Here is a 25,199-nt window from a genome sequence, read left to right on the forward strand (position 1 = left end):
TGCTTGGCAACGCTGATTTAAAATTACTACATAATTCGGAGTCTTTACTGTTTCAGACTTCCTAATAATTCATCTATATGTTTAACACTGAAAGGTTTAGGCAGAAAAAACGCAGCCCCGGCATTCAGCGCTGTCTGTTTTTCCATGCCGTTGTCATATGCGCTGATAGTAATAACAGGCATCGCAGGGCATTTCTTTTTAATAACGGGCAATGCTTCCAGGCCTGAACCATCAGGCAGATGAATGTCCAGAAACAGCAGGTCCGGCTGATGCTGCTGCAGATAAGACAGCCCTTCTTTCAGTTCGTGTACATACTTCACGGAATATCCGTGGCGTACAAGACTCAGCTGCAGCAACCGGCAGATGTCCGGTTCATCATCGATTATCAGGATGCTGGGATCGCTGGTTATTTTTGTTTTAGTTAAACCCAATCCTTGCCGGTTTGAGGTCATCTTTTTTGGTTGTAACATATTTGTTTTTGTTCCATTCTTCCATTAAAAGTCGGGCGATCAGATAACACACGGTTGATTCAGCCCCCTGGTTCTGGTTTACATTGTTTCGTTCCAGACCATCGTAACAGCCGTAGGTAAGTGGGTTATAAATCAGTTGTTTCAGGTGATTATTTCCCAGGTACCAACTAAAGGCGACACGCATTCTTTCAAGGTAAGAATGATTTTTTGCCGAGTGATAAAATGTATGGAGTGCCAACATCGTATACGCTACTTCGATTGACTGTTCACCGCCTGTCTCCTGGTTATCAGGTACATGTTTGTGATACCAGGTTTTATTGCTGATCACTTTCATGTAACTGTGCGTAAAAGTTTTGCTACAGAGAAAATTCAGACTTTCTTCCGCAGTAGTACGATAAATATCCGTGCCAGTTATTTGCCATGCCATCATCATTGCTTCCGGCAGTACGGCATTGCCGTAGGTGAGGTAAGGCTCATACCAGTGCCAGTCCTCATCTTTTTCCGTACTGTAGAGGCTTTGCAGGCGGTTGGCCAGCGTGCGCAGGATACTTTCGGCGACTTCTGATTTTTTGTATTGTAAACTATAATATAATCCCTTGACTGCAAAGGCCATTGCTCTGGGCGACTGCAGGGATTCTATCCAGCGGAGGCTGGCCCGGAAAAGGGATGCAGCCTGCTGTACCACATCGAAAGGCAGGTTTCTGTGGGCATACAGGGTGTAGCCGAGTGCCCACACTGTGCGGCCGTTGGCGTCGTCCAGGTTCACTTCCTGGTTGGAAGCAGGGAAAGCGCCGCCCACGGCTACGTAATTGAGGAAGCGGCCCGACGGCTTCTGGCAATAGGCAATAAAGTCCATGTATTTACGGATCAGTGTATCCGCAAAGCTGGTGGATTTTATTTCCCGGCTGTACATGGCCATGGCAATGAGCGCGCGGGCATTATCGTCCAGCGTATAGCCGTGAACGGGGTCGGGTATGTCGTGACTGGCAAACTGCAGCATCGCGAATTCATCCGTGAGCCTGTCGATATGGTCCAGGTATGGCGGTGGCAGGTTGGGCAGCAGCAGCTTGTCGTTCGCCAGCACTTCGTTGAACATGGACATATGTGCGATGGCCACATTTTCCCAGATGGAGCTGCGTGTTTTTTCGATGGCACAGCGGCCCATCTGCCGGCGTTGTTCCGGGTTCCGCAGCAGCCGCAGCGCAGCGGTGGCCAGTTGTTCCGGATGATTAAAATCTATAAGACAGCCGCTGTTACTATCAAGCATTTCGCGGGCCTGTACAAAGGCGGTGGAAATAACGGCGCATCCGGCGCTCATGGCGTATACAAAGGTGCCGCTTACCGCCTGATGCGGATCTTTGGAAGTAAACAGGTAGATGTCTGTCAAGGACAGATAATCCAGTAATGTATCCAGCGACAGATAGGAATTTACGAACCGCACATTCTTCTCCAGATGGTATTCCTTCACCAGCGCTTCCAGGTATTCGCGGTATTGCTCACCTTCGCGGGAAGCCACTACCGGATGCGTTTTACCGAGAACGAGGTAAACGGCCTGCGGGAACTCCTTCACAATTTCCTTCATGGCTTTGATGCCTGTTTCCAGCCCTTTGTTTTCGCTGAGCAGTCCGAATGTGCTGAGCACCAGTTTATCTTCCAGGTTGTATTGTTTCTTGAGGGCGGGCACGTCTTCCACAATGTGGGCGTGGGTGCCATGCGGGATGTGTACAATTTTTTCTTCCGGCACACCGTAAACATCCTTTAGCAGGCTGACGGAAGACTGCGTCATGACGGTTACCCTGGCAGCGAGGGAGCTGATCAGGCTGACGACTTTAATACATTTAATATCGGGGTAAGGTAAAACGGTATGAAAGCGGACGATGAAGGGTTTGTCCAGCAGGGAGAGCATGGCGAGCAGGTTGTGGCCGTATTCACCCCCGTAGAGGCCAAATTCATGTTCAAAACAGAGGAGGTCTATTTCCGGTGCATCATTTACCTCTTGGGCGAATGCGATACAGCTGTCGATATCAAACGGGTTTACAGACCAGGTCACGGGCGCCTGTTTTTGTGTCAATGGTTTTCCTGACTCTTCCAGCGCACAGATTTCAACATTCAGTTTTCCGGCGAAGCTCTTATCCAGCGCATTTATCAGGTCCTGCGCGAAGGTTGCGATTCCACATTGCCGTGGCGGAAAAGATGAAACAAAAAGTAAGGTCTTTATCATTGGGTAACATTTTTTAGGCTTATCTCGGCCGGGGGCGTCACTTCCCGGAGTCACGAACAGGTCCAAATATCAATCCAATGCCGGAAAGATGGGTTTATACCGGATTCAACAAAATAATAATGTAGACTATTTTCCACACTTTTTTACTCAAACCGTTTCATGTGGATAATTAACGGAGAGAAAAAAGGCCGCATTTACATTTGATTCACAAATTGTATAAACATTTTACTTTACGTTTGTAAAGACGTAAATAATACGAATACAGGTATGGCAAACGGGCAGATGTCTATTTGCCCGGATATTTCTTATCTCTTATTTGTCATGGAATGCAGGTTCAGTATTGTATTCTGTCTGATAACAGGTATTGAATCAGCACGATAATGATTCCTGGCGGGGTTACTTAACGGAAGATACATTTATAAACCTAAAGAAAGCAAGGGTATATACAATTTTGTTAATTGTCCAAACTTGCTTATTTTTAGACAATGACCATATCTTTTCCAGGCTTAGCTATCCTAAAGACACATCGCAGAGAAAAATAATAGCCATTATTTCACTAACCAAACTTTACCGCGCTTATGCGACACATAGCATGTACTCTGAATGTAGATGGAGTCCCCACCAAAATCAACATCCGTAAGGTCGCCAAAGAAAGAAGATTCCTCGCCATCATCGATCAGTCAGTGACGGAATATATTATTTCAGATGCCACCAACGAAGTGGAGTATTATGAAGGACCCGTTTTAAGTGATTTCCTCTTTGAGAAAATTTCTTCCCTCATCAAACAGTACTTTCCTAAAGTAAAAGCCATTGTAAAAGTAGGCGAAGACAATTACGACGACTACGATGATTACTAGCAGCTACGCTTAAATAAATCCCTTTTCCAGTGCCATGAAAGCCTCTGCAGGATGTACCTGTTGCCACAGTATGGTATATACTGCCTGTGCAATAGGCATATAAGCTCCTATTGTCTTATTCATTTCAAAAATGCTTCTGCAGGCATAATATCCTTCGGCAATCATATTCAGCTCCAGCTGAGCCGCTTTCACCGAATAACCCTTCCCGATCATATTTCCGAAAGTACGGTTGCGGCTGTGCAATGAATAGCAGGTTACCAGCAGATCACCCAGGTAAGCGCTGGCGCTGTAGTTATGCACCATCGGCTCCGTGCCAAGGCGCTCTGCCTTCTGCGACTCATATTGCTCCAGAAAAGTCTGCATCTCCCTGAAACAATTGGTGATATATACACTCAGGAAATTATCGCCGTACTCTAAACCATGCGCGATACCTGCACCCAGTGCATAAATATTTTTCAGCACCGCTGCCAGCTGTACGCCAATCATATCTGTATTGACAATCGTCTGCAAATAACTGCCGGTAAACATATCCGCAATTGCCTGCGCGCCTTCCAGGTGAGTGCCGGAAAGCGTCAGGTAGGACAGCTTTTCATTGGCCACCTCTTCAGCATGGCAGGGCCCTGTAATAGTAAAATATTGTGCAGCCGGCAGCTGGAAATGCTGTTCCAGGTATTCGTTGATGAGAATGTTCTCACCGGGTACCAGCCCTTTGATGGCAGAAACAATTTTTTTATGCGCTAATGCGCCGGGAGGAAGCTGCTGCAGCACATCCAGGAGAAAGGCGGATGGAACAGCCAATACCAGCTTATCGCACGCCTCAGCAACGGCCTGAATGCTGTTGCTGAGCGACAATAAGCTGGTATCAAAATATACAGAAGTAAGATAATGCTTGTTGTGATGACGGAGCTGCATATGACGGATGGTATCTTCATTCCGGATCCACCAGTGGATATGCTGTCCGTTATCTGTCAGAATTTTTGCGAGTGCAGTGGCCCAGCTGCCACTACCAATAATGCCTATGCTGTTGTCCTTGCTCACAATGCGAATTTTACGCAAGGTAGCAAAAATAGCAGTAGCTATTATTTTTGTTGTCCTTCAAACAGCTGGGACTTAGGAACCACCTTCACCTTCTTGCCATTGGAAAGGGTGCGTGACACCACGTTGTAAGGCGCGCTGATCACTTCATCTCCTTCATTCAGACCTGAAAGGATACGGATATTGGTATCGTCCTGGATGCCTGTTTTTACAGGAACCATTTTCACGGTATTATCCTTCTGCAGTACAAATACCACTTCATTCTGCTCGTCTTTAGCGCTGCCGGATGGTGTGGTTTTATTATCCTGCGGTTTTTTATCTGCCTTGGTGGAATCCGCTTCGCGGGTAGTCACTGCGTTGATGGGAATAGACAGTACGTTGTTCTCGTATCTTGTCTGAATATCCACGCTGGCGCTCATACCCGGGCGGAAAGGATAAACTCTTCCCGTTTTGGTATCGATCAGATCTTTGTAGCTGTCCGGCAGGATACGGATATGTACGATGTAGCTGGTTACCTGTTCCGCAGAAGAGGCGGTGGCGGCGGTAGCTGTAGCCGCACCTTTGCTGGAGCTGGCAATCTGTGTTACCAGGCCTTTAAAGCGGCGGTTATTATAGGCATCTACTTCTATGACAGCAGTATCGCCGAGTTTTACTTTGGGCACATCGTTTTCACCTACGTCCACCTGTACTTCCATGGCGTTGAGGTTAGCGATGCGGAGCATTTCTGTACCGGTCATCTGAGCGGTACCCACCACGCGTTCGCCTTTCTTTACAGAGAGCAGGGAAACCACACCGTTCATGGGCGCTACGATGGTAGTACGACCCAGGTTCTTGTTGGCTTCGTTCAGGTTGGCCTGTGCACTCTGTACGCCATAGCGGCTGCTGTTGATTTTCTGCATGGCAGCATTGTAATCTGCCTGTGCCGCCAGGTAGGTAGCTTCAGAGGTTTCGAATTCTGACCTGGAAATAACTTTCTGGCCAAGTAATTCCTTATTGCGGAGATAAGCCGCTTTATTCTGATCCAGACGGGCTTTGAAGGCATTCACCGCAGCTGCGGAGTTGGCCAGTTCAGCCTGTGACTGACTTACGGAGGCCACGGCTTTATCTACCATGGAACCGTAGATATCTCCGTATATGCGTGCCAGTACCTGGCCTTTTTTAACGGAGTCACCTTCAATAACTGTTAAATCTGTGATTTCACCGGAAACGTCGGAGCTGACTTTTACTTCAATTTCGGGATAAATCTTTCCGCTGGCAGTTACCACTTCGATGATATTCTTTCTGGAAGCTTTGTCGGAGGCAACCTTGGTTGCTTCTTCCTGTCCGATAACACCTGATGCTTTCAGCACCAGCAATAAAATAACGAGTGAACCTATAACGCCTATGAGCCAATAGAGTGTCTTCTTCTTCATAAAGCAGTTTATTTCCCGGACAGACTACAGTGATATTTTTTGATCCCTGTAGAATTCCAGCAATTTCATTTTAAAAATATAATCGTATTGTGCCGAGACTTTATCAATCTGGGCTCTGAATAATTTACTTTGGGTTGTAATATAATCAATCGTATTCATCAGCCCCAGGTTAAAACGCTTGGTGGCGAAATCATACGCTTTCTGGGCAGCCATTACCCCGGTAGAAGAGGCTTTGAATTTTTGCAAAGCGGCTACAGCATTGGCATGTGCGGTATAAATATCCTGTTTTAATTTTTGGTTATCAAGATCACGGGTTAACTCCAGGTTGTAGATATTTACTTTTGCTTTGGCAACATTGGTCCGGCGCTGCCAGCCGTTAAAGATAGGTACGCTCAGTCCCAGTCCTACATATTTACTGAACTGATTACTGATCTGATCTCTGAAAGGAACCCTGTAGAGCTTATTGGTAACAGAGTCGAAGTCATACACTTTACTTCCGTAGTTGGATCCTACGCTCGCGTTGAGGCTCAACCGGGGATACAGTTGTCCTTTGGCCGCCTGCCAGCTTTTTTCCGCGCTTTTGATTTTCAGCTGATCAGCCTTTACCAGCGGATAGGTGGTAAGTGCAGCGCTGTACACCATTTCCGGCGCCATCTCAGATAAAGGTTCTACCGGCAGGGAAGTAATATTCTCCGGTATTTCCGGCAGGAAGGGCAATTCAAAACCAAGATTTAACAATGCCTTCATCTGCAGTTCTGCCAGGATCACATCATTCTTTGCAGTTACCAGGGAGGTGCTGTCTGTTGCCAGCTGGGCTTCCAGGTCGGCCTGGTTGCTTTCCGGAACGGATCCGGCTACCACCAGCTTTTTGGTATTCTCCAGGTTGGAAAGTGTTTGCTGTACCTGTACTTCTGTTACTTTTACCTGTTCATTTTTCAGCAGGATCTGTAAAAAAGCAGTGGCAACATTAAAAGCGACATCATTACGTGCTTTCAGCAACAGGAAACTGTTTGCCTGCATATCATATTTATTCGCCTTAATGGTATTCTGCTTGGAAAACCAACCGAACAGATCTCCGCCCAGGTTCACGTCGCCGTTTGCAATGAAGGCGGATGCGGTAACGTTCTGGTTCGTGTTCGGATCGGGAAACCTACCATCTCTGAAACCGCCGTTTGCACTGGCGTCCACATTAGGGAAAAGGCCGAAGCGGCTCTGCTGCAGGGTCAGCTCGGAAAGGCGTTTCTGCACTTCCTGCTGCTTGATGGTTATATTATTTTTCATGGCATAGTCAACACAACGCTGCAAACTCCACGAATCCTGCGCTACAGTAGGTGTTATGTTAGCAAACATGAATAAAAACAGGAACATGCCTGTGATTTGGGATAGTCTCATAACATGCCAAAAATATAGTAATTGTGATGATACTTTTTCACCCTTAATGATAGAAGGCAAAATTTTAGTAGGTATGGCACCATACCCTACTAATTGAGTGTACAACATAATGCTTTTTTTACAGATTTAAATAAAGAACCCGCTGAAAATTATCCTTGTATATGACCATCGCGGATCTGGATAATCCTGTTGCCGTAAGTGGCGTTCAGATCAGAGTGGGTTACCTGTACAATAGTTATTTTGTCTTGCTCATTTAAGGTCCGGAACAGCTCCATGATCACTTTGGCCTGATCAGAGTGCAGGTTTCCGGTCGGTTCGTCCGCAAGTATAACACGGGGCTCTGCAACAATAGCGCGGGCAATTCCTACCAGCTGTTGCTGCCCTCCGGAAAGCTGACTGGGAAACAGGTCCTTTTTAGCCACCATATTGAAACGATCCAGTACATCTGCTACCCGGCTTTTTCTTTCTGAGGAAGAAACATTTTTATATAATAACGGAGTTTCAATATTTTCATAGACTGTCAGCTCATCTATCAGGTGATATGCCTGAAATACAAATCCGATAGCTCCCCGGTGCAGCTGTGTGCGTTTTTTTTCATTCATTCTGTCCACACGCTCGCCCTGGAAAAGATACTCTCCGCCGGAAGGCTCTTCCAGCAACCCCATTATATGCAGCAAAGTAGATTTTCCGGAACCTGAAGGACCCATGATGGAAACAAATTCGCCTTCCTGTATTGTCAGATCCACATCTTTCAGAATTTCATTCCTGCCAAATCCTACCGGGTAGTGCTTCGAAATTTTCCGCAGTTCTATCATGATTACATTATTTAATTAAAATGATCGGTTTAAAACCGGCGTACCAATATAAGCGCATTTCGCCGGATCTTTTTATTCAATTTCAGCCATTTTATCTCCTGATGGCTATTCTGATTTCAGGCTGATAACCGGATTGGTTAACGCTGCCTTCACCGTTTGCAGGCTGACCGTAACTAAAGCCACTGAAACGGCCAGTACAGCAGCACCTAAAAACACCCCGGCATTCAGGGTAGTATGATAGGCAAAGCCTTCCAACCAGTGACTGATAATATACCAGGACAGCGGTGCTGCCAGTATTAACGCGATAACTACCAGCTTAATAAAATCACGCGATAACAGCATCACCACACTGGCAACCGATGCTCCCATCACTTTGCGGATACCTATTTCCTTGGTACGCTGCTGTGTAGTCAACGCCGCCAGCCCCAGCAATCCCAGACAGGATACCAGCATTACCACAATGGAAAAAGTATTGAGGATGGCTGCCACCCGGTATTCTGTTTTGTACAGGCGGTTAAAATCCTGGTCCATGAAACGGAAAGAGAACGGCGTTTGCGGCAGATATTCATTCCATACCTTTTCAATACCGGCAATCATCTCCCGGTCATTATTTCCGCTGGTTTTAACAATCACCTGATTAAACCAGTCATACTCCGGGAAAATCACCAGCGGCTTGATTTTACTTTTCATGGAAGCAAAATGGAAGTCCTTCATCACCCCTTTTACGGATCCGACGCGGCCATTCATCTGAAGGCGCTTACCTGTAGCTGTTTCGGGCGTCCATCCCAGCAGACGCACGGCTGTTTCATTCAGGAAGAAATGATACACCTTTAACGAATCCGCTTTCAGTACATCCTGTATATCGGCATCTGTAAGATCCTCCCCGCTCATCAGGTTGATACCCATTGTTTTGATATAATCCTTTTCCACAGGCAATGCTGTCACACTCATTTCATATGTCGGCTGCTTACCTTCTATGTTTCCCAGGGTATATCCGCCTTCGATAGACATTGGTGAATTCGGGGAAGCTGTTACATTCACAATCCCTGCCTGCTGCATTAATTTATTCTTAAATGCCTGCAGTTTATTCACGTCTTCTTTCCATCCTTCCAGTACCAGCAGGTGATCCCGCTCCTGCCCCAGCTTTTTGTGTTGTATATAATGCAGCTGCCGGCCTACTGCCAGGGTGCAGATAATGAAAAAAGCAGAAGCTGCAAACTGGAATACTACCAGCGACCTGCGGAGGTTATCGCCTTTAGGCCCGTTCACCTTACCTTTCAGCACCTGCACCGGACGGAATCCGGATAAAAACAGCGCCGGATAAGTACCCGTCAGGAAGGAAGTGATAAAGAAGGCTGCCGCCAGCAGCAGGTAAATACGATACCCGGCGATACCGCCAAACTGCAGCTGCTTGTCTGCCAGGTTATTGAATGCAGGCAGTAGTAATGCCGCCAGTAACATACCCAGTACGACCGCTATAAATGTGATCAGCGCCGATTCAGCAATGAACTGCCAGAACAGCTGTCCGCGCTCCGCTCCCAGCGTTTTACGTACGCCTACTTCGCGGCCTCTCTCTGCAGCCCGTGCTGTGGCCAGGTTCATGAAGTTCACACAGGCAATAATCAGCAGCATCACGGCAACAAGACTGAAAATATAATTGTAGCGCTTATCACCACTCTCTTCCGGCTGGTCCTGCGCAATGGAATCGAGATGCAGGCCGGATACCGGTTCCGGCGTAAAGTCATAGGTAAGCCCGCTGTTACGCGCCTCTTCCGGCAGCTGCGCCATGGCCATGCTGCTCAGCCGGGAATGCAGGCTGCCGGCCATATCTGCCTTATTCAGCCTCACATAGGTATAATAATTAGCAGAGCCCCAGCGGTCTTTATACTGCAGGGTACTATAGCTGGCAATGAAATCAAATTTGAGATGTGTATTCGATGGCGGATTCTCTGCCACACCAGTAACCTGCAGGCTGGTCCTTCCATTAATGGTAATCGTTTTACCAACAGGATCTTCCTGACCGAAATATTTTTCAGCAGTACGGCGCGAAAGCACCACCATACCCGGACCATTTAAAACAGCGGCGGCATTCCCCGACAGCAGCGGGAAAGAGAACATCTGAAAGAAGGGAGCATCTGCATAAACAAACTTGTCTTCATTCATTACCTTTTCCCCGTATTTTACCGTGGCATTGACGCCATACACCCTCACTACCTGTTTTACCTCCGGAAAATCCTTGATGGCAGCAGACAGCGCACTGGGCGTCAGCGCGGTATGGGTAACCGGCTCTCCTTTCTCTCCGTAATCCATACGCAGCCGGTACAGTTCAGATATATTGGTATGCCACTTATCATAGGTCCATTCATTCTCCAGGTACAGCGCCAGCAGTATAAAGCAGGCTATACCTGCTGCCAGCCCGGTTATGTTAATGGTGGTATAGAGCTTTCGTTTAAGCAGATTTCTTACAGCCATGAGCCAGTAATTCTTCCACATAGGTCGGCGTATTTTTTTTATGAATAACTTAATTAATCTCTTTTAAGACTGTCTACCGGATTAGCCAGCGCCGCCCTGATGGACTGCAGGCTGGTGGTAATAAACGCAATGGTTATTGCCAGCAGCCCGACGGCCACAAACATCCACCAATGAATGCTTACATGAAATTCAAATCCGTTCAGCCACTGCTGCATCAGATACCAGGATAATGGCGTTGCCAGCAGTACCGCTACCACCACCAGTTTCATGAAATCCTTGGATAACAGCACAACGATGTTGCTTACAGATGCTCCCAATACTTTACGCACACCAATCTCTTTCTGGCGTTGCGTCATCACCAATACGGCAATCGCAAACAATCCCATGCAGGAAATCAGTATCGCCAGCAGGGCGCCACTCAGGAATATTTTAGAGAAGCGCTGCTCCTGCTTGTACATCCGGTTGGCATTTTCATCCAGGAAGCTGGCATTGTTGCGAGCCAGCGGATTCAGCCCCTGCCAGATGCCTTCAATCTTTTTCAGGGATGCAGTGGCATTGGGTGTGTTGACCTTAACAAAAATATAGCTCAGGTTCTCCGGACTCTTGATCATCATCATCAGCGCATCTACTTTTTTGCGGAGAGATTCAAAATGATAGTCCTTTACCACGCCGATCACATGAAACCTATTGTGTTCGTCCAGGTTCAGCTGTGCGCCTACCGGATCTTTTTCTCCCAGTTGCCTTGCCATCTGTTCATTGATAACCACACCGGTGGAATCTGTCCCGAATTCCCGCGAAAAGTCGCGCCCCTCCAGCACTTTCAGATCCAGGGTTTTAACGTAGTCGTAGTCTACTATCAGGCATTGTGTTTTGACATTACGGTCCTTATAGGTAAACCCGCGTTTCCAGCGGCCCATGTTACCATCCTTTCCCATTCCCAGATTCAGCATACCTGCTGTCATGCTTTCCACTTCCGGGAGTTCCTTCATTTTGTTACGCATAGCTGTTAATGCTTGCTGAGGTGCATTCTCAACAGGGATACTGATGACCTGCGTAACATTATACCCTAACGGGGCTGCCTGCACGAATTTTAACTGTTGCCAGGTAATAGCCGTACAACTGATTAATACTGCCGCCACAATGAACTGCACAATGATAAGACCGTTCCGTACATTATTGCCTTTCGATAATTTCAGTTTTCCTTTCAGTACTTCCACTATATTGGAACGGGCTACTCTCCAGGCCGGATAACCGCCTGCCATCAGTGTTACCAGGAAGAAACCCGCTGTAAGCGATGCAAGCAGACGGATATTGGAGAATAATCCCAGGCTGAGCTGGTGATTGAAACTGGCATTATATACCGGCAGTAAGCAGACAGTAAGAATAACTCCGAGCATCAGAGACACCAGGCAGAGCAGGAAAGCCTCGCTCCAGAATTGTATCATCAACTGCCTGTCCATAGCGCCGAGCGCTTTCCGCAAGCCTATTTCACTGCCCCGGGTAAGGGACCGGGCAATGGATAAATTGATAAAATTAATGCAGGCAATGGCGATAATCATAATCGCCAGAATGAGCATAAGCCAGGGATAAAAAGGATTCAGACCATTATTAAAGTTACTGAACGGGTTAAGATGGAAATCTTTCAATGGTATGGTTTTCAGACGGAGCATCTGCCCGTCCTTATCTTTCACAGCTCCTTCCTTTTTTAAATCTTCCAGTACCTCCGCATAGTATTTACGTGAAACAGGTATCATGCTTTTCTCCAGCGCTGTTTGACTGACAGCAGGATCTACCTGCGCCAGCAGCGGATAATTCCCCATGTCCCAGCGGTTACGGATATCCTGGTAGTCGTCTGTATTCTCAAAACGGGTGAGTACATCAAAAAATACGCTCGAATTGTCCGGCGCATCCTTCACTACAGCAGACACCATAAAAGGATGCCATTTATTCGCGATATTTACTTCTATCGTTTTACCGATAGGCTCTTCCTCTTTAAACAGTTTCTTTGCGGCGTTTTCTGAAACCACAATATTGTTCAACTGCTTCAGCGCCTCTGCAGCGTTACCTTTCAGCACGGGGAAAGAAAACATCTTCAGATAGTCGGCATCAACCATTTCCACATCGAAGTATATATTTTTACCGCCGTAACGCACCGGCATTTCCATGCCCGCAATACGGGTGGCATATTTTACACCCGGCACTTCCTTCCGGATAACATCTGCCAGCGGTTCAGCCATACTGCCGCCAATGGCTGTACCTTTGGCCAGGTAGTCTTCCCGGTATATCTGGTATACATGCTCTTTATTTTCCTGGAAGCTGTCAAATGTCCACTCCCGGTATGCCGTCATCGTCAGCAATAAAGCTGCGGTGATAGCTACGCTCATGCCGATAACGTTCACAAAGGCGAACACTTTCTGCTTCAGCAGATTTCTCCAGGCTATTTTCAGATAACTTTTCAGCATATGTACACGTTTTTATAAAGTAATTTATTCCGGGTCAACCCAATGCAGTGGATAATCCCGGCAGATTCACCACGGTAAACGGCTTTCGTTTATGTAAATTTCCGGATACGGTCTGCAAATAATTTCTGATCATAGTTTATATTTAAATTTAAAAGAAGCAGGGCGTGTAGATACACACTCCGATTTGCTGTTCACTTGTTATTCTACTCTTGTTTTAACGCGGATCTTCCGACAGATCCGGCGTATAATATTTTTATGTTGCCTTCACCTGTTCGCATACGGAACCACTGCCGGCAAAGTGGCAACATACATTATCAATTTGCCGGCGGCTTATCAGTGTTTATTGACAGCTATAACGGGATAGACTATACGATATTGAAATTCCGGGTATCAGTCAGCAATAACAGGAGATAATTTCCGTAGAATCAGTGAACATCATGACACGGTTTTAGAATGGCGGTAATAAATTACACGTGAAACTGTTCCTTGATATTTTCGGTCACTACTCTTCCGTCAAACAGATTGATGATACGGTGCGCAAACCCGGCATCATACGGGGAGTGCGTTACCATGATGAGTGTGGTACCGGCATTATTCAGCTCTTGCAGGAGTTTCATTACTTCTTCCCCGTTGGTAGAGTCCAGGTTACCCGTAGGCTCATCCGCGAGTATCAGGTTGGGTTTTGCTACCACGGCGCGGGCAATGGCCACGCGTTGCTGCTGACCACCGGACAGCTGCTGCGGGAAGTGGTTACGGCGGTGCATGATATTCATGCGTTCCAGCACATCTTCCACTTTCTGTTTACGTTCTGCAGCCGGTACTTTCAGATATAATAAAGGTAATTCTACGTTTTCAAAAACAGTCAGTTCATCGATGAGGTTGAAGCTCTGGAAAACGAATCCTATGGAGCCTTTACGGAGTTGCGCACGCTGACGTTCACTCATACCTGCCACTTCCTTGCCCCAGAAATGATACTCACCGTCGCTCGGATTATCCAGTAACCCGAGTATATTCAGCAAAGTAGATTTCCCGCACCCGGAAGGTCCCATAATGGCAACAAATTCTCCGTCCTGCACTTCCATATTGATGCCGTTGAGGGCGGTTGTTTCTACCTCTTCTGTGGTAAATAATTTCTGTAAGTTAACGGTGCGAATCATAGTTGTTGAGTTATCTGATGAAAGAAGTTTATGATGCTAGTTTAGTAAAAAATCCGGATTAAAATGCCAGTACATCCTTGTTTCCAAAGTTTTCATAGGAAGAAGTGATTACCTGGTCGCCCGGTTGTAATCCTTCCAGTACTTCGAAATATAACGGATTCTTACGGCCCAGCGAAATATTGCGTTTTACTGCGCGTTTTCCGCTTTTATCGACTACGTATACCCAGTTACCACCGGTATCGGAGAAGAACCCGCCCAATGGCAGCAGGGTAGCTTCCGCAGACTTTCCTAATACGAGGCGTATAGGAGAGGATTGTCCGCGCCTGATTCCTTCAGGCGTTGTTTTTTCGAAATTCATATCGGCCTGAAAACGACCGGCTTTTACTTCGGGATATACTTTGGTAACCACCATGTCGTAGGTTTTGCCATCGAACTCAAAGGTGGCTTTCAGCCCGGCAAATACCTGCGATACATAGTGTTCGTCGATATCTGCGCGCAGTTTAAATCCGTTCAGATCATCGATCTGGCCTATATTCTGGCCTGCGGTGATGCTGGAGCCCACTTCCACTTCAATGGAGGAAAGCTGGCCGGATACAGGGGCACGTACAATCAGGCTGTTCAGGTTTTCGCGCATCAGCTCCAGGTTGCGCTGGGTACGGGCCAGCGTGCCTTCCAGCTGGGAAATCTGGGTTTTGGCGTTCTCCCGCTGGTAGGACTGCGATTGCGTCTGTATACCTTTTTGTCTTTTCAGCCCTTCCAGTTCAATCTTATTTTTATTGAATTCCTGGCGGGCAACAATTTTTTCATCTACCAGTTGCTTGTTGCGGTCGTACAGGTCCTGGGCTGCATCAATTTTAGCATCTATGTCAGAGATAGTCTGCTGCATCGTAAATTCCTGCTGGCGGATATTCAGCCTGGTATTCTGCAATTCGTTCCGCAGGCGGTAGATCTCTGTTTCGTGGTTAACGAAATCCATCATCAGGCGCTGGTTATCCAGCCGCAGAATGGAGTCTCCGGCCTTTACCATGCTGCCGCCTTCCAGGTATTTGCGGCTTACGTAACCACCTTCAATGGCATCCAGGCGGATGGTCTTCAATGGCATGACTACGGCTGTTACAGCGATATATACATCAAAGGTTCCTTTCTTGACTTCAGAAATGGTGATTTTATCCTTTTCTACGTTAAGGGTAGCCCGGTGATCAGCAAAGATCAGCGTATACAACAGCAGCATAACAACCAGGGCGCCTCCGCCTGTCATCAGGATGCGTTTTTTATTCCAGAACTTCTTTTCTATTTTTCTGTCCATGTTATTTGGGAAAAAGTTTTGCGATCAGGTAAAGCCAATTCATATGCCAAAGCTGAAAATCGCCTGCCATCAAGCATTTTCAGCCACAACACCACAAAAAAACGTCCTTTGGCGGACAACCGGTGTCCGTTAACGGACACTTTTAAAACCGCCTGAAATTAAGCATGGCCGTAAAAAAATCTTTGTGTAATATTGTTCCATTCACTCTTTGCCCATGACCACTATGCAACCTGGAAAAATTCTGATTGTTGATGATGATGTTGACGTACTGCGCGCTGCCCGCCTTTTGCTGAAAAGACATTTTGAGCAGGTAGATTTTGAAAAAAATCCGCAGAAGATTCCATATCTCGTATCCAACTTTGACTATGATGTGATCCTGCTGGATATGAACTTCACCCGCGACCTCAGCAGCGGGAAAGAAGGCTTCGAATGGCTGGACCGTATCCTGGACATTAAACCAGATACTGCGGTGGTGCTGTTCACCGCATATGGAGACGTAGAAATGGCGGTACGCGCTATTAAATCGGGGGCGGTAGACTTTGTACTCAAGCCCTGGGAAAACGAAAAACTGCTTGCCACTATACAGAATGCCTATAATAAGCGCGCTGCCAAAGTGGATAAGCCGGCTGCCGTTCCTAATACCGGCAATCTGGTAGTGGGCCAGAGCCCGGCTATGCAGGCCGTATTCGACACCATTTCCAGAGTGGCCGCTACCGATGCCAACGTCCTGATACTCGGCGAAAACGGTACCGGAAAGGATATGCTGGCAAGATATATCCACCAGCAGTCAGACCGCAGCGGGAAACCGTTTGTCAGCGTAGATCTGGGCGCACTTAGCGAATCGCTTTTTGAAAGTGAACTGTTTGGTCATGTAAAAGGCGCTTTCACCGATGCCCGCGACGACCGCGCCGGGCGCTTCGAAGAAGCTGCCGGTGGCACCATATTCCTCGATGAAATCGGGAACATCTCTATCCCCTTCCAGGCAAAGCTTTTAACAGTACTGCAAAACAGGTCTGTTACCCGCGTAGGGTCCAATAAAAGCATCCCCATCGATGTGAGGCTGATATGCGCCACCAACCGGAATATCCAGCACCAGGCGGCACAGCATCTCTTTCGCCAGGATCTGCTCTACAGAATCAATACCATCGAAATACAACTACCTCCCCTGCGCGAACGCAAAGAAGATATTATTCCGCTGGCAGAACACTTTCTGCAGCTGTACCGCGAAAAATATAAACGCCCGGTAAACAGCCTGCACGAATCCCTGGTACAGCAACTGGAACGTTACGAATGGCCAGGTAATATCAGAGAGCTGCAACACGCCGTAGAAAGGGCTGTCATCCTCTCTCAAAGCAAGGCGCTGCAGGCTAAAGATGTTTTCGTAAAAAATAACAACACCTCCGATCCTGCTATGGATACAGGTTACAACCTGGAAGAGATGGAACGTAATATCATCACCCAGGCCATGAAGAAATGCAACGGCAACATCACGGAAGCAGCCAAAGAGCTGGGACTCAGCAGGGCCGCACTTTACAGAAGACTGGAAAAATACAATATATAGCAGCGGGCATCACGCCGGCTGCTTTTTCAACAGCATGTTATGAATCGTTTCAGCATTAATATCGGCCTCCGGGTGTTGTTGCTTACCATCTCACTGACGGCCGCCGTCTGGCTGTATATGCATAACATGCTGCCGCTGGCGCTGCTGATATCTCCCCTCATCCTGCTGCAGATCTACAATGTATACCATTACCTCAACCGGGTAAACCGCAAGCTCACCTTGTTCCTGGAATCTATCCGGTATGAAGATTTCTCCATCCGCTTCAGCGCCGATAATAAAATGGGTAAGAGCTTCAGCATGCTCAACACACAATTCAATGAAGTGCTGGAAGCCTTTCGCCAGACCCGCGCCGAAAAGGAAGCCAATCTGAAATACATCGATACCATCATTCAACATATCAGTATCGGCGTTTTTTCATTTGACATCGAAGGAAAGATAGAACTGATCAACCCTGCCGCATTCCGGCTGATGGGCATCTACCGGCTGCGGAATATCTTTGAACTGAAAACGGTACATCCCGGCCTCCCGGAACTGCTTATAGAACTCAATTCAGGTAACAAAACGTTGTATGCCACCCGCCAGGAGCAACAGCTTTCTATTCATGCCGCTACAGTAAGGCTGCAGGGCAGGCTGATCAAACTCATCTCCATTCAGAATATCCATTCAGAACTGCAGAAAAAAGAACTGGAAGCCTGGCAAAACCTCACTAAAATACTGCGCCATGAAATCATGAATTCCGTGACGCCCATTGTATCGCTCATCGGCACCATGCAGGAAATTGTAGATCTTGACCTGGCGCCGGCTACCACCAATCAGGAAGGGATAGAAGATTTGCGGGAAGCGCTGCAGACAGTAGAAAGCCGCAGTAAAGGCATTATGAATTTCGTGAACGCCTACCGCGATTATACAACCCTGCCGCAACCACAGTTTACCAGCGTGAATATTAAATCGCTCGTCACCTCTGTCAGCAGCCTGTTTCAGGCGGACATGAAGCAGGCCGGTATCGCCTTCGAACTGGAAATAGATGCCGATAATATCGAGATTCATGCAGACGTATCTCAGCTGCAGATGGTGCTCATCAACCTGGTAAAAAATGCGATGGATGCGCTGGAACACATGCCCGATGCCACTATCAGCATGAAAGCCTACCTCAACAACGTACAGCAGATCTGTATAGAAATAACGGATAACGGCCCTGGTATTGACACTGATGCCATGAATAAAATATTCATTCCCTTCTTTACCACCAAGAAAAAAGGTTCGGGTATTGGCCTCAGCTTATCACAACAGATCATTCAGATGCATGGCGGGCAGCTGAAGGTGCTGAGCCCGGGTAACAACGGTAACGGTTCTACGTTTTTAATTCTCCTGAATACCTGATTTCTTATTCTGAAAGAATTCTTATATTGTATACAGAATCCTTACTGCAATGCTGAAATCCAGATGGCTGCTGCTATTCTTTGTAACCCTGCTGGCTGACATATCGCTGATCGCCATGCATATGGACTCCTACCGATATGCTACCAAACCATTGCTGATGGTTATACTGGCTGTTTACTTTTTTCAGAACAGCAGCCTGGTACCCCGCAGCCAGCGGATCATGATGTATGCAGCACTTTTCTTTTCTTTTTCAGGAGATGTATTGCTGCTGTCTGACCATCTTTTTCTGCCCGGCCTGGGGAGTTTTCTACTGGCGCATCTCTGCTACATCGGCTACCTCCTGCGGATAAGATATTCCAATCCGCCGGTGCCGCTTTGCAAATATCCGGTCATCTTCCTCAACGCTGCCGCAGTAATTGCATTTATCCTCTTCCTGCTTCCTACGCTGGGCAATATGACTATTCCGGTGATTGTATATGCACTGGCTATTTCCATTATGCTGCAGAGCGCTCTGCATGCCTTCCACTTACGGTCACAGCCGGCAGGCTGGTACTGTGTGCTGGGGGCACTACTCTTCGTTATTTCCGACTCCCTCATTGCCACCGGCAAATTCCACGGCCCCATCCCCGGCGGAGACATACTCGTTATGCTCACCTACGGCCTGGCACAGGCCGGCCTCGTATACGGCGGCGCCAGACACTACCGCGACTTTCTCATGTAGCTATTTTTTTATTTGAGATTTGGTTATTTAAAATGCAGCGGAGAGCTAAGCGGATAGACCGGTTAATTTTCGCTCTGTTTTCCGCTGCATTTTAAATAACCAAATCTCAAATAAAAAAATGCTAAATGATTGGTAATTTCGTGGCCTATGCAGCAAACAGATTTTCTTGTCATCGGCTCAGGGATAGCGGGGTTAACGTACGCACTGAAGGTATCACAGCAGTGTCCTGATAAAAAGATTACGATCATCACGAAGAGCCGGGAAGATGAAACCAATACCAAATACGCCCAGGGAGGCGTGGCCGTGGTAAACGACCTGGAGAATGACAGCTTTGAAAAGCATATTGAAGATACATTGATCGCCGGTGACGGACTGTGTAATGAGCGCATAGTGGAAATAGTTGTCACGGAAGGCCCGGAAAGGGTCAATGAAATCATTGAATGGGGCGCCAATTTCGATAAAAACCCGGATGGCGATTTCTCCCTCGGCCGTGAAGGCGGGCATTCCGTTTTCAGGGTAATTCATCATAAAGACATTACCGGCAAGGAGATAGAGCGGGCGCTGCTCGACGCTATCCACCGCAGACCGAACATAGAACTGGTTACTCACTGCTTTGTAGTGGATCTTATCACCCAGCACCATCTGGGTTACCTGGTAACCAAATCTACCCCGGACATAGAATGCTACGGCGTTTATGTACTGAATCTTACCAACAAGAAAATTGAAAAGATACTGGCCAAAGTTACGCTGCTGGCCACCGGCGGAAACGGACAGGTATACCGTAGTACCACCAATCCTGGTATCGCCACCGGCGATGGCGTATCGATGGTGTACAGGGCCAAGGGCCGCATCGAGAATATGGAGTTCATACAGTTCCACCCCACCGCATTGTACCAGCCGGGCGTAAGTCCGTCTTTCCTGATTACAGAAGCTGTACGCGGCGATGGTGGTATTCTCCGCAATATCAACGGCGAAGACTTCATGCACAAATACGATCCGAGGCTCTCCCTCGCTCCCCGCGATATTGTAGCCCGCGCTATCGACAGTGAGATGAAGATCACCGGTACCGAACACGTGTTCCTGGACTGCCGGCATATGGATATTGAAAAGTTTGTACATCACTTCCCGAACATTTACGAAACCTGTATCAATGCCGGTATAGACGTACAGCACCAGATGATTCCGGTAGCGCCGGCGGCACATTACAGCTGCGGTGGTATTAAAACCAACGAATGGGGGCAAACCTCTGTCCGTAACCTCTACGCCTGCGGCGAATGCGCCAGCACCGGCCTGCACGGCGCCAACCGCCTGGCCTCCAACTCTCTTCTCGAAGCGATGGTATTTGCGCACCGCTGTTTTATGGACGCCACCAGCAAAATCGATACAGTAGATTTCCGGGAAGATGTGCCCGACTGGGATGCACGCGGCACTACCGCTCCCCGTGAAATGATTCTTATCACGCAGAGCCTCAAGGAGCTGAAACAGATTATGAGTGACTATGTAGGTATTGTAAGAACAGACGTGCGTCTGGAACGCGCGCTGCGCCGCCTGGATATTCTGCATGAAGAAACAGAAGCACTGTATCAGAAAACGGAGGTATCGCCACAGCTCTGCGAATTACGCAACCTCATCACGGTAGGTTACCTGATCGTCAAAGGCGCCTCCTTCCGTAAAGAAAGCAGGGGCCTGCACTTCAATACCGATTATCCGTTCAAGTGCGAACTCATTCAAAATATCGTGTTGTAAGCTAATCCGCTGGCATTCATTACCTTTGCGGGGCAATATCAACAATCCGGCTTATGTATTATCTGTTGCTCGCATTTTGTTATAGCTTTTCCATATTGCCGTTTCCGGTACTTTATTTCATCAGCGATATTTTATATGTGCTGGTGTATCATGTATTCGGTTACCGCAAAAAAGTGGTGCTGGCCAATCTCCGGCAGGCATTCCCGGAAAAGACAGATCAGGAAATCAGGCTGCTGGCAAAAAAATATTACCGCAATCTCACTGATATGATGGTGGAAACCATCAAGCTGCTGACCATGAGTAAAAAGCAGCTGCAAAAGCGCTTTATCTGCGACCTTAGCGTGCTTCATGAACTGTATGCCAAAGGCAAGAGCTGCCAGTTGCACCTGGGGCACAACTTCAACTGGGAATGGGCTAACCTGTTCTGTATGCAGGGTGTTAACTTTCCGTTTCTGGTAGTGTATATGCCGTTAAGCAGCAAGCCGGCAGACCGCATGTTCCGCCATTTTCGCGAAAAATTCGGTTCCACACTCATCCCGGCCAATGATATGGCCAACAGTATGAAACCCTGGATGGAAAAACAATACCTCATTGCGCTGGTAGCCGATCAGAATCCCGGTAACCCGCGCAGCTGCCTCTGGTTTCCTTTCCTCAATAAAATGACGCCCTTCTACAAAGGCCCGGAAATGGCAGCCAAACGCAATAACATCCCCGTCGTATTTGTAGACATCCGTAAAGTGAAACGCGGCTACTACAAGGCGCAGCTAACGCTCCGGTTTGAAGAGCCACAAAACGAACCACCCGGCAAAATCACCGAAGCCTTCGTACAATACCTCGAAAAAAATATCCACGAACAACCCGAAGTATGGGTGTGGAGTCATAGAAGGTGGAAGCATGAATACCCGGGTTGAAAATAATTGCGAATTACGAATTGCGAATTACGAATGAAAAGCGAAGACCGAAGCGGATACTGATAGTATGATCGCTTCGGTCTTCGCTTTTCATTCGTAATTCGCAATTCGTAATTCGTAATTACTTTCAACCTGGTATTTTCAATTTCTGTCCGGGGAAAATCAGATTCGGGTCCTTAATCTGATCTTTATTTGCTTCGAAAATATCTTTCCAGGAAACGCCGGGGTAATTTTTGGCGATTTTGCTGAGGCTGTCGCCGGATTTGACTGTATATTCCTTCGCGCCGGCGGGTGAGGCGTCTGAGGCTTTGATGTTCATGACTACATCTGCAGAGCGCATTTCGGGGTCCAGCTTTTCGTAGGTGCTCCACAGTTGGTCTTTCACCTGTGCGGGTGCTTCTCCGTCGATGTACAGTACACCGTCCTGTTCTCTTACCTGTAAGTTGCTAACGCCAGCGCTGTTGGCCTGGCTGATCAGTTCCTGATATTTATCCTGTAAGCTCATGGGAGTAATTTTAAAGGGTTATTTCAATTTGAGGTTGTTGTTTACTTTCTTGGGTCTTGCTTCCTGTGCTGTCTGGATAATTTTACGCAGATCGCTTTTTTTAGCTTCTCCGTTCAGGGTTACTTCTCCGTTGGCAATGCTTACCTGTACCGTTGAAAACCCTGCAGCAGCATAAGCGGAGTCCAGTGTTTTCTTGAGCACATCATCGGGGTTGATGACTACAGGAGCTGCTACTTCCGGTACTTTCACGGTGATGTTGTTGTTTACGGATTTAATTCCGGAAACCGCTTTGGCAGCTTCTTCCGCTGCTGATTTGGCTGCTTCGTCGGCCACTTCTCCGTTAAGGGTTACTACGCCGCCTTTCACATCTGCCGTAATACCTGGAATAGCGCTCAGTTTTTCATTTACAGCTTTCTGTAGCTTGCTGTCCGAGGGCTTACAGGCAAAGATGAATACGCCCATCATCATTAACAGGGCGAATGCTAAGGATTTTCTATTCATGGCTAAACAATTTTAGTGGAAGAAGTTAACGAATAACCAGCGAACGGAAAACTTTTTCTTGTTTAACTAATTGTTAATCAACAAGAAACAAAAACATGTTACAACATTAATTCCCTTCAGAGAGAAAGCAGAAACTGAGATTAAAGTGCAGCCACAAAGCAATTGGAAACGACCGCAGGAGTTACAAACACATTAAAATAAGAGGCTACATATAAAATAAGCCATATATCATGAATTACGAATTACGAATTGCGAATTACGAATGAAAAGCGAAGACCGAAGCGGATACTGATAGTATGATCGCTTCGGTCTTCGCTTTTCATTCGTAATTCGCAATTCGTAATTCGTAATTCGCTAGTTTAACACGTTTTTCTCCTGCACTACTTCCAGTCCTTTTTCGTTCTTCATTTTATTGAAGCCGCCGTCTACGTTGCGGAGGTTATGGATGCCTTCGCGTTTCAGGATGGAGCAGGCGATGATGCTGCGGTAGCCGCCCTGGCAGTGAACGTAGAGGTTGAGGTGTTCGTCGAAATCGGCGAGGTTGCCCGGATCCATCATATCGCCGAGAGGAAGGCTCATGGCGCCTTTGATGTGACCGTCAGCATATTCTACCGGTTTGCGTACATCTACTATAACGAGGTTGTTATCATGTGGCAGATCCATGGCCAGTTCATCAGGTTCTACGGTGATGATCATATCGCGTTCTTCGCCGGCTGCAACCCAGGCAGGGTATCCGCCTTCGAGGTAACCGGTTACATTTTCGAAGCCTACGCGCGCCATTCTTACGATGGTTTCTTCTTCCTTGCCTGCAGGTGTTACCAGGATAATTTCCTGATCAAAGGGTAACAGGCTGCCGGCCCATTCGGCGAAGCGGCCTTCCAGCCCGATGCTGATGGAGCCAGGTACAAAGCCTTCTCCGAATTCAGGAGCAGGGCGTGTATCCAGCATCAATGCACCGAATTTACCTTTTTCTTTGAACGCAGCCGGAGACAATGGCTGTAATGCCTTGTCCATAACAGCTTGCAGCGCATCGTACCCTTCCTTGTTTATTTTAGCATTGATAGGGAAGTAAGAAGGAGGCGTGGTTAATCCGCTTGTTACTTCTTCAATGAACTTATCTTTATCAGTTGCCAGCAGTGCGTAGTTGCTGCTCTTTTCATCACCGATAGTGCTGTAGGTATTAGGACCGAGGTTCTTACCACAGGCTGATCCCGGACCGTGTGCAGGATAAACGATGACGTTGTCAGGCAGTGTTTTGATGCGGTTATTCAGTGAATCATAGAGGTATCCTGCCAGTTCTTCCTTGGTAAGATTACCACTGAAAAGATCAGGGCGGCCCACATCACCTACAAACAGCGTGTCGCCGGTAAATACAGCATATGGCGCTTTGTTCTCATCTTTCAGCAGGTAGCAGGAAGATTCCAGCGTATGGCCAGGCGTATGTAAAACCTGTAATGCCAGCTGGCCGATGGCAAACTCCTCATTATCTTTGGCTACATAGGCATCAAAACCGGTTTCAGCATCGGGGCCGAAAATAATCTGCGCGCCGGTGGCTTTCGCCAGTTCCAGATGACCCGATACAAAGTCCGCATGGAAATGAGTTTCAAAAATATACTTAATGGTAGCATTACGTTCCTGTGCCAGCTCCAGATATACATCTATATCACGCAGCGGATCAATAACGGCAGCCACCCCGTCTGACTCAATAAAGTAAGCAGCTTCTGACAGGCAATTGGTGTATAATTGTTTAACGAACATGGTTGTTGATTTTCGATTTTCACAAATTTACTAATTCTCTTCTCTCCTGCTTATGGATAAAATCTATACCAAAATAAAAAAGTAGCCGCATGGCTACTTTTTTATATAATTCAATTCCGTATTTAAACGGTTAAATTAATTCTTAACCGACCAGTTCTTCCACAAATTTCGCCACCTCAGCAATACGCTGCTTGTTGATGGTGTAATGGATGAACTTACCATCTCTTTCGGTTATTACAATGCCGGCACGCCTTAATATGGCGAGGTGCTGCGATGCTACCGATTGTTCAAGACGCAGTTTCACATAAATCTCTGTCACAGTCATTTTCTTATGATCTTCCAGCAGCTTTATCATTTGCTGGCGCAGCTTATGGTTGATAGCACGCAAAACCATAGCGGCTTTTTTAACGGCAATGTAATCCAATTTGATCTGGTCTTTTTCATTGTTACCTCTAGAAATAATAAGAGTATTAGAAGAGGTAGTTAATAATGTTTTTTCCATCGCATAATAGTTTTA

General features: G+C 47.1%; 20 protein-coding genes. 6 read left to right on the forward strand and 14 right to left on the reverse strand.

Going from position 1 to position 25,199, the window contains the following annotated elements; all coding sequences use genetic code 11:
- Nucleotides 1-44 precede the first annotated feature (44 nt).
- Together GWG06_RS16705 and GWG06_RS16710 are read right to left on the reverse strand one after the other, a co-directional pair.
- A complete protein-coding gene (locus tag GWG06_RS16705) occupies nucleotides 45-431 on the reverse strand; it encodes a response regulator (RefSeq protein WP_235938388.1) in 387 nt (128 codons plus the stop codon).
- Nucleotides 418-2,691, reverse strand: coding sequence for a glycosyltransferase (locus tag GWG06_RS16710; protein WP_160714561.1), 2,274 nt, complete (start codon nucleotides 2,689-2,691; stop codon nucleotides 418-420). Before GWG06_RS16710 ends, GWG06_RS16705 begins: the two co-directional genes overlap by 14 nt.
- A 578-nt stretch (nucleotides 2,692-3,269) precedes the next feature.
- On the opposite strand from GWG06_RS16710, the gene GWG06_RS16715 reads away from it, so the two are divergent.
- Nucleotides 3,270-3,548, forward strand: coding sequence for a hypothetical protein (locus tag GWG06_RS16715; RefSeq protein WP_127037092.1), 279 nt, complete (start codon nucleotides 3,270-3,272; stop codon nucleotides 3,546-3,548).
- Nucleotides 3,549-3,557: 9 nt separating this feature from the next.
- Here GWG06_RS16715 and GWG06_RS16720 read toward each other — a convergent pair whose 3' ends face one another.
- The 8 genes from GWG06_RS16720 to GWG06_RS16755 all read right to left on the reverse strand — a co-directional run bounded on the left by GWG06_RS16720 (nucleotide 3,558) and on the right by GWG06_RS16755 (nucleotide 15,599).
- A complete protein-coding gene (locus tag GWG06_RS16720) occupies nucleotides 3,558-4,586 on the reverse strand; it encodes an NAD(P)H-dependent glycerol-3-phosphate dehydrogenase (protein ID WP_202183037.1) in 1,029 nt (342 codons plus the stop codon).
- 41 nt (nucleotides 4,587-4,627) lie between these two features.
- Nucleotides 4,628-5,995 (reverse strand): efflux RND transporter periplasmic adaptor subunit, encoded by a 1,368-nt coding sequence (locus GWG06_RS16725; protein WP_127037090.1) that lies wholly within the window; start codon nucleotides 5,993-5,995, stop codon nucleotides 4,628-4,630.
- 24 nt (nucleotides 5,996-6,019) lie between these two features.
- Nucleotides 6,020-7,387 (reverse strand): TolC family protein, encoded by a 1,368-nt coding sequence (locus GWG06_RS16730; protein WP_158631411.1) that lies wholly within the window; start codon nucleotides 7,385-7,387, stop codon nucleotides 6,020-6,022.
- Between the two features lie 149 nt (nucleotides 7,388-7,536).
- On the reverse strand, nucleotides 7,537-8,202 hold the full coding sequence (locus GWG06_RS16735) for an ABC transporter ATP-binding protein (RefSeq protein ID WP_127037086.1): 666 nt from the start codon (nucleotides 8,200-8,202) through the stop codon (nucleotides 7,537-7,539).
- Nucleotides 8,203-8,307: 105 nt separating this feature from the next.
- Nucleotides 8,308-10,695 (reverse strand): ABC transporter permease, encoded by a 2,388-nt coding sequence (locus tag GWG06_RS16740; protein ID WP_160714563.1) that lies wholly within the window; start codon nucleotides 10,693-10,695, stop codon nucleotides 8,308-8,310.
- Between the two features lie 32 nt (nucleotides 10,696-10,727).
- Nucleotides 10,728-13,136, reverse strand: coding sequence for an ABC transporter permease (locus GWG06_RS16745; RefSeq protein ID WP_160714565.1), 2,409 nt, complete (start codon nucleotides 13,134-13,136; stop codon nucleotides 10,728-10,730).
- A gap of 467 nt (nucleotides 13,137-13,603) precedes the next feature.
- Nucleotides 13,604-14,293, reverse strand: coding sequence for an ABC transporter ATP-binding protein (locus GWG06_RS16750; protein ID WP_127037080.1), 690 nt, complete (start codon nucleotides 14,291-14,293; stop codon nucleotides 13,604-13,606).
- Nucleotides 14,294-14,351: 58 nt separating this feature from the next.
- A complete protein-coding gene (locus GWG06_RS16755; protein WP_127037078.1) occupies nucleotides 14,352-15,599 on the reverse strand; it encodes an efflux RND transporter periplasmic adaptor subunit in 1,248 nt (415 codons plus the stop codon).
- Nucleotides 15,600-15,813: 214 nt separating this feature from the next.
- On the opposite strand from GWG06_RS16755, the gene GWG06_RS16760 reads away from it, so the two are divergent.
- The 5 genes from GWG06_RS16760 to GWG06_RS16780 all read left to right on the forward strand — a co-directional run bounded on the left by GWG06_RS16760 (nucleotide 15,814) and on the right by GWG06_RS16780 (nucleotide 21,918).
- Nucleotides 15,814-17,160 (forward strand): sigma-54-dependent transcriptional regulator, encoded by a 1,347-nt coding sequence (locus GWG06_RS16760; protein WP_202183038.1) that lies wholly within the window; start codon nucleotides 15,814-15,816, stop codon nucleotides 17,158-17,160.
- Between the two features lie 39 nt (nucleotides 17,161-17,199).
- Entirely contained in the window at nucleotides 17,200-18,540 is a 1,341-nt protein-coding gene (locus tag GWG06_RS16765) for a sensor histidine kinase (protein WP_127037076.1), read from the forward strand.
- Nucleotides 18,541-18,589: 49 nt separating this feature from the next.
- Nucleotides 18,590-19,261 (forward strand): lysoplasmalogenase, encoded by a 672-nt coding sequence (locus GWG06_RS16770; protein ID WP_127037074.1) that lies wholly within the window; start codon nucleotides 18,590-18,592, stop codon nucleotides 19,259-19,261.
- 147 nt (nucleotides 19,262-19,408) lie between these two features.
- Nucleotides 19,409-21,007, forward strand: a complete 1,599-nt coding sequence (nadB, locus tag GWG06_RS16775) for an L-aspartate oxidase (RefSeq protein ID WP_127037072.1) — start codon at nucleotides 19,409-19,411, stop codon at nucleotides 21,005-21,007.
- 53 nt (nucleotides 21,008-21,060) lie between these two features.
- A complete protein-coding gene (locus GWG06_RS16780) occupies nucleotides 21,061-21,918 on the forward strand; it encodes a lysophospholipid acyltransferase family protein (protein ID WP_160714567.1) in 858 nt (285 codons plus the stop codon).
- A gap of 127 nt (nucleotides 21,919-22,045) precedes the next feature.
- Here GWG06_RS16780 and GWG06_RS16785 read toward each other — a convergent pair whose 3' ends face one another.
- The 4 genes from GWG06_RS16785 to GWG06_RS16800 form a co-directional block, all read right to left on the reverse strand.
- Nucleotides 22,046-22,423, reverse strand: coding sequence for a LysM peptidoglycan-binding domain-containing protein (locus GWG06_RS16785; RefSeq protein ID WP_127037068.1), 378 nt, complete (start codon nucleotides 22,421-22,423; stop codon nucleotides 22,046-22,048).
- 18 nt (nucleotides 22,424-22,441) lie between these two features.
- Nucleotides 22,442-22,924, reverse strand: coding sequence for a BON domain-containing protein (locus GWG06_RS16790; RefSeq protein ID WP_158631410.1), 483 nt, complete (start codon nucleotides 22,922-22,924; stop codon nucleotides 22,442-22,444).
- A gap of 354 nt (nucleotides 22,925-23,278) precedes the next feature.
- Nucleotides 23,279-24,682, reverse strand: a complete 1,404-nt coding sequence (locus GWG06_RS16795; protein WP_160714569.1) for an MBL fold metallo-hydrolase — start codon at nucleotides 24,680-24,682, stop codon at nucleotides 23,279-23,281.
- Between the two features lie 142 nt (nucleotides 24,683-24,824).
- Nucleotides 24,825-25,184, reverse strand: a complete 360-nt coding sequence (locus tag GWG06_RS16800) for an ArsR/SmtB family transcription factor (RefSeq protein ID WP_073084462.1) — start codon at nucleotides 25,182-25,184, stop codon at nucleotides 24,825-24,827.
- Nucleotides 25,185-25,199: the final 15 nt, after the last annotated feature.

This window comes from Chitinophaga solisilvae (assembly GCF_009928525.1).
GTDB classification, from domain to species: Bacteria; Bacteroidota; Bacteroidia; order Chitinophagales; family Chitinophagaceae; genus Chitinophaga; species Chitinophaga solisilvae.

Bases quoted from the DNA above. Each gene is read 5' to 3' on its own strand.
- GWG06_RS16710 (WP_160714561.1), bottom strand. From the start codon at position 2,691: ATGATAAAGACCTTACTTTTTGTTTCATCTTTTCCGCCACGGCAATGT.
- GWG06_RS16715 (WP_127037092.1), top strand. From the start codon at position 3,270: ATGCGACACATAGCATGTACTCTGAATGTAGATGGAGTCCCCACCAAA.
- GWG06_RS16725 (WP_127037090.1), bottom strand. From the start codon at position 5,995: ATGAAGAAGAAGACACTCTATTGGCTCATAGGCGTTATAGGTTCACTC.
- GWG06_RS16730 (WP_158631411.1), bottom strand. From the start codon at position 7,387: ATGAGACTATCCCAAATCACAGGCATGTTCCTGTTTTTATTCATGTTT.
- GWG06_RS16735 (WP_127037086.1), bottom strand. From the start codon at position 8,202: ATGATAGAACTGCGGAAAATTTCGAAGCACTACCCGGTAGGATTTGGC.
- GWG06_RS16740 (WP_160714563.1), bottom strand. From the start codon at position 10,695: ATGTGGAAGAATTACTGGCTCATGGCTGTAAGAAATCTGCTTAAACGA.
- GWG06_RS16745 (WP_160714565.1), bottom strand. From the start codon at position 13,136: ATGCTGAAAAGTTATCTGAAAATAGCCTGGAGAAATCTGCTGAAGCAG.
- GWG06_RS16750 (WP_127037080.1), bottom strand. From the start codon at position 14,293: ATGATTCGCACCGTTAACTTACAGAAATTATTTACCACAGAAGAGGTA.
- GWG06_RS16755 (WP_127037078.1), bottom strand. From the start codon at position 15,599: ATGGACAGAAAAATAGAAAAGAAGTTCTGGAATAAAAAACGCATCCTG.
- GWG06_RS16760 (WP_202183038.1), top strand. From the start codon at position 15,814: ATGACCACTATGCAACCTGGAAAAATTCTGATTGTTGATGATGATGTT.
- GWG06_RS16765 (WP_127037076.1), top strand. From the start codon at position 17,200: ATGAATCGTTTCAGCATTAATATCGGCCTCCGGGTGTTGTTGCTTACC.
- GWG06_RS16770 (WP_127037074.1), top strand. From the start codon at position 18,590: ATGCTGAAATCCAGATGGCTGCTGCTATTCTTTGTAACCCTGCTGGCT.
- nadB (WP_127037072.1), top strand. From the start codon at position 19,409: ATGCAGCAAACAGATTTTCTTGTCATCGGCTCAGGGATAGCGGGGTTA.
- GWG06_RS16780 (WP_160714567.1), top strand. From the start codon at position 21,061: ATGTATTATCTGTTGCTCGCATTTTGTTATAGCTTTTCCATATTGCCG.
- GWG06_RS16785 (WP_127037068.1), bottom strand. From the start codon at position 22,423: ATGAGCTTACAGGATAAATATCAGGAACTGATCAGCCAGGCCAACAGC.
- GWG06_RS16790 (WP_158631410.1), bottom strand. From the start codon at position 22,924: ATGAATAGAAAATCCTTAGCATTCGCCCTGTTAATGATGATGGGCGTA.
- GWG06_RS16795 (WP_160714569.1), bottom strand. From the start codon at position 24,682: ATGTTCGTTAAACAATTATACACCAATTGCCTGTCAGAAGCTGCTTAC.
- GWG06_RS16800 (WP_073084462.1), bottom strand. From the start codon at position 25,184: ATGGAAAAAACATTATTAACTACCTCTTCTAATACTCTTATTATTTCT.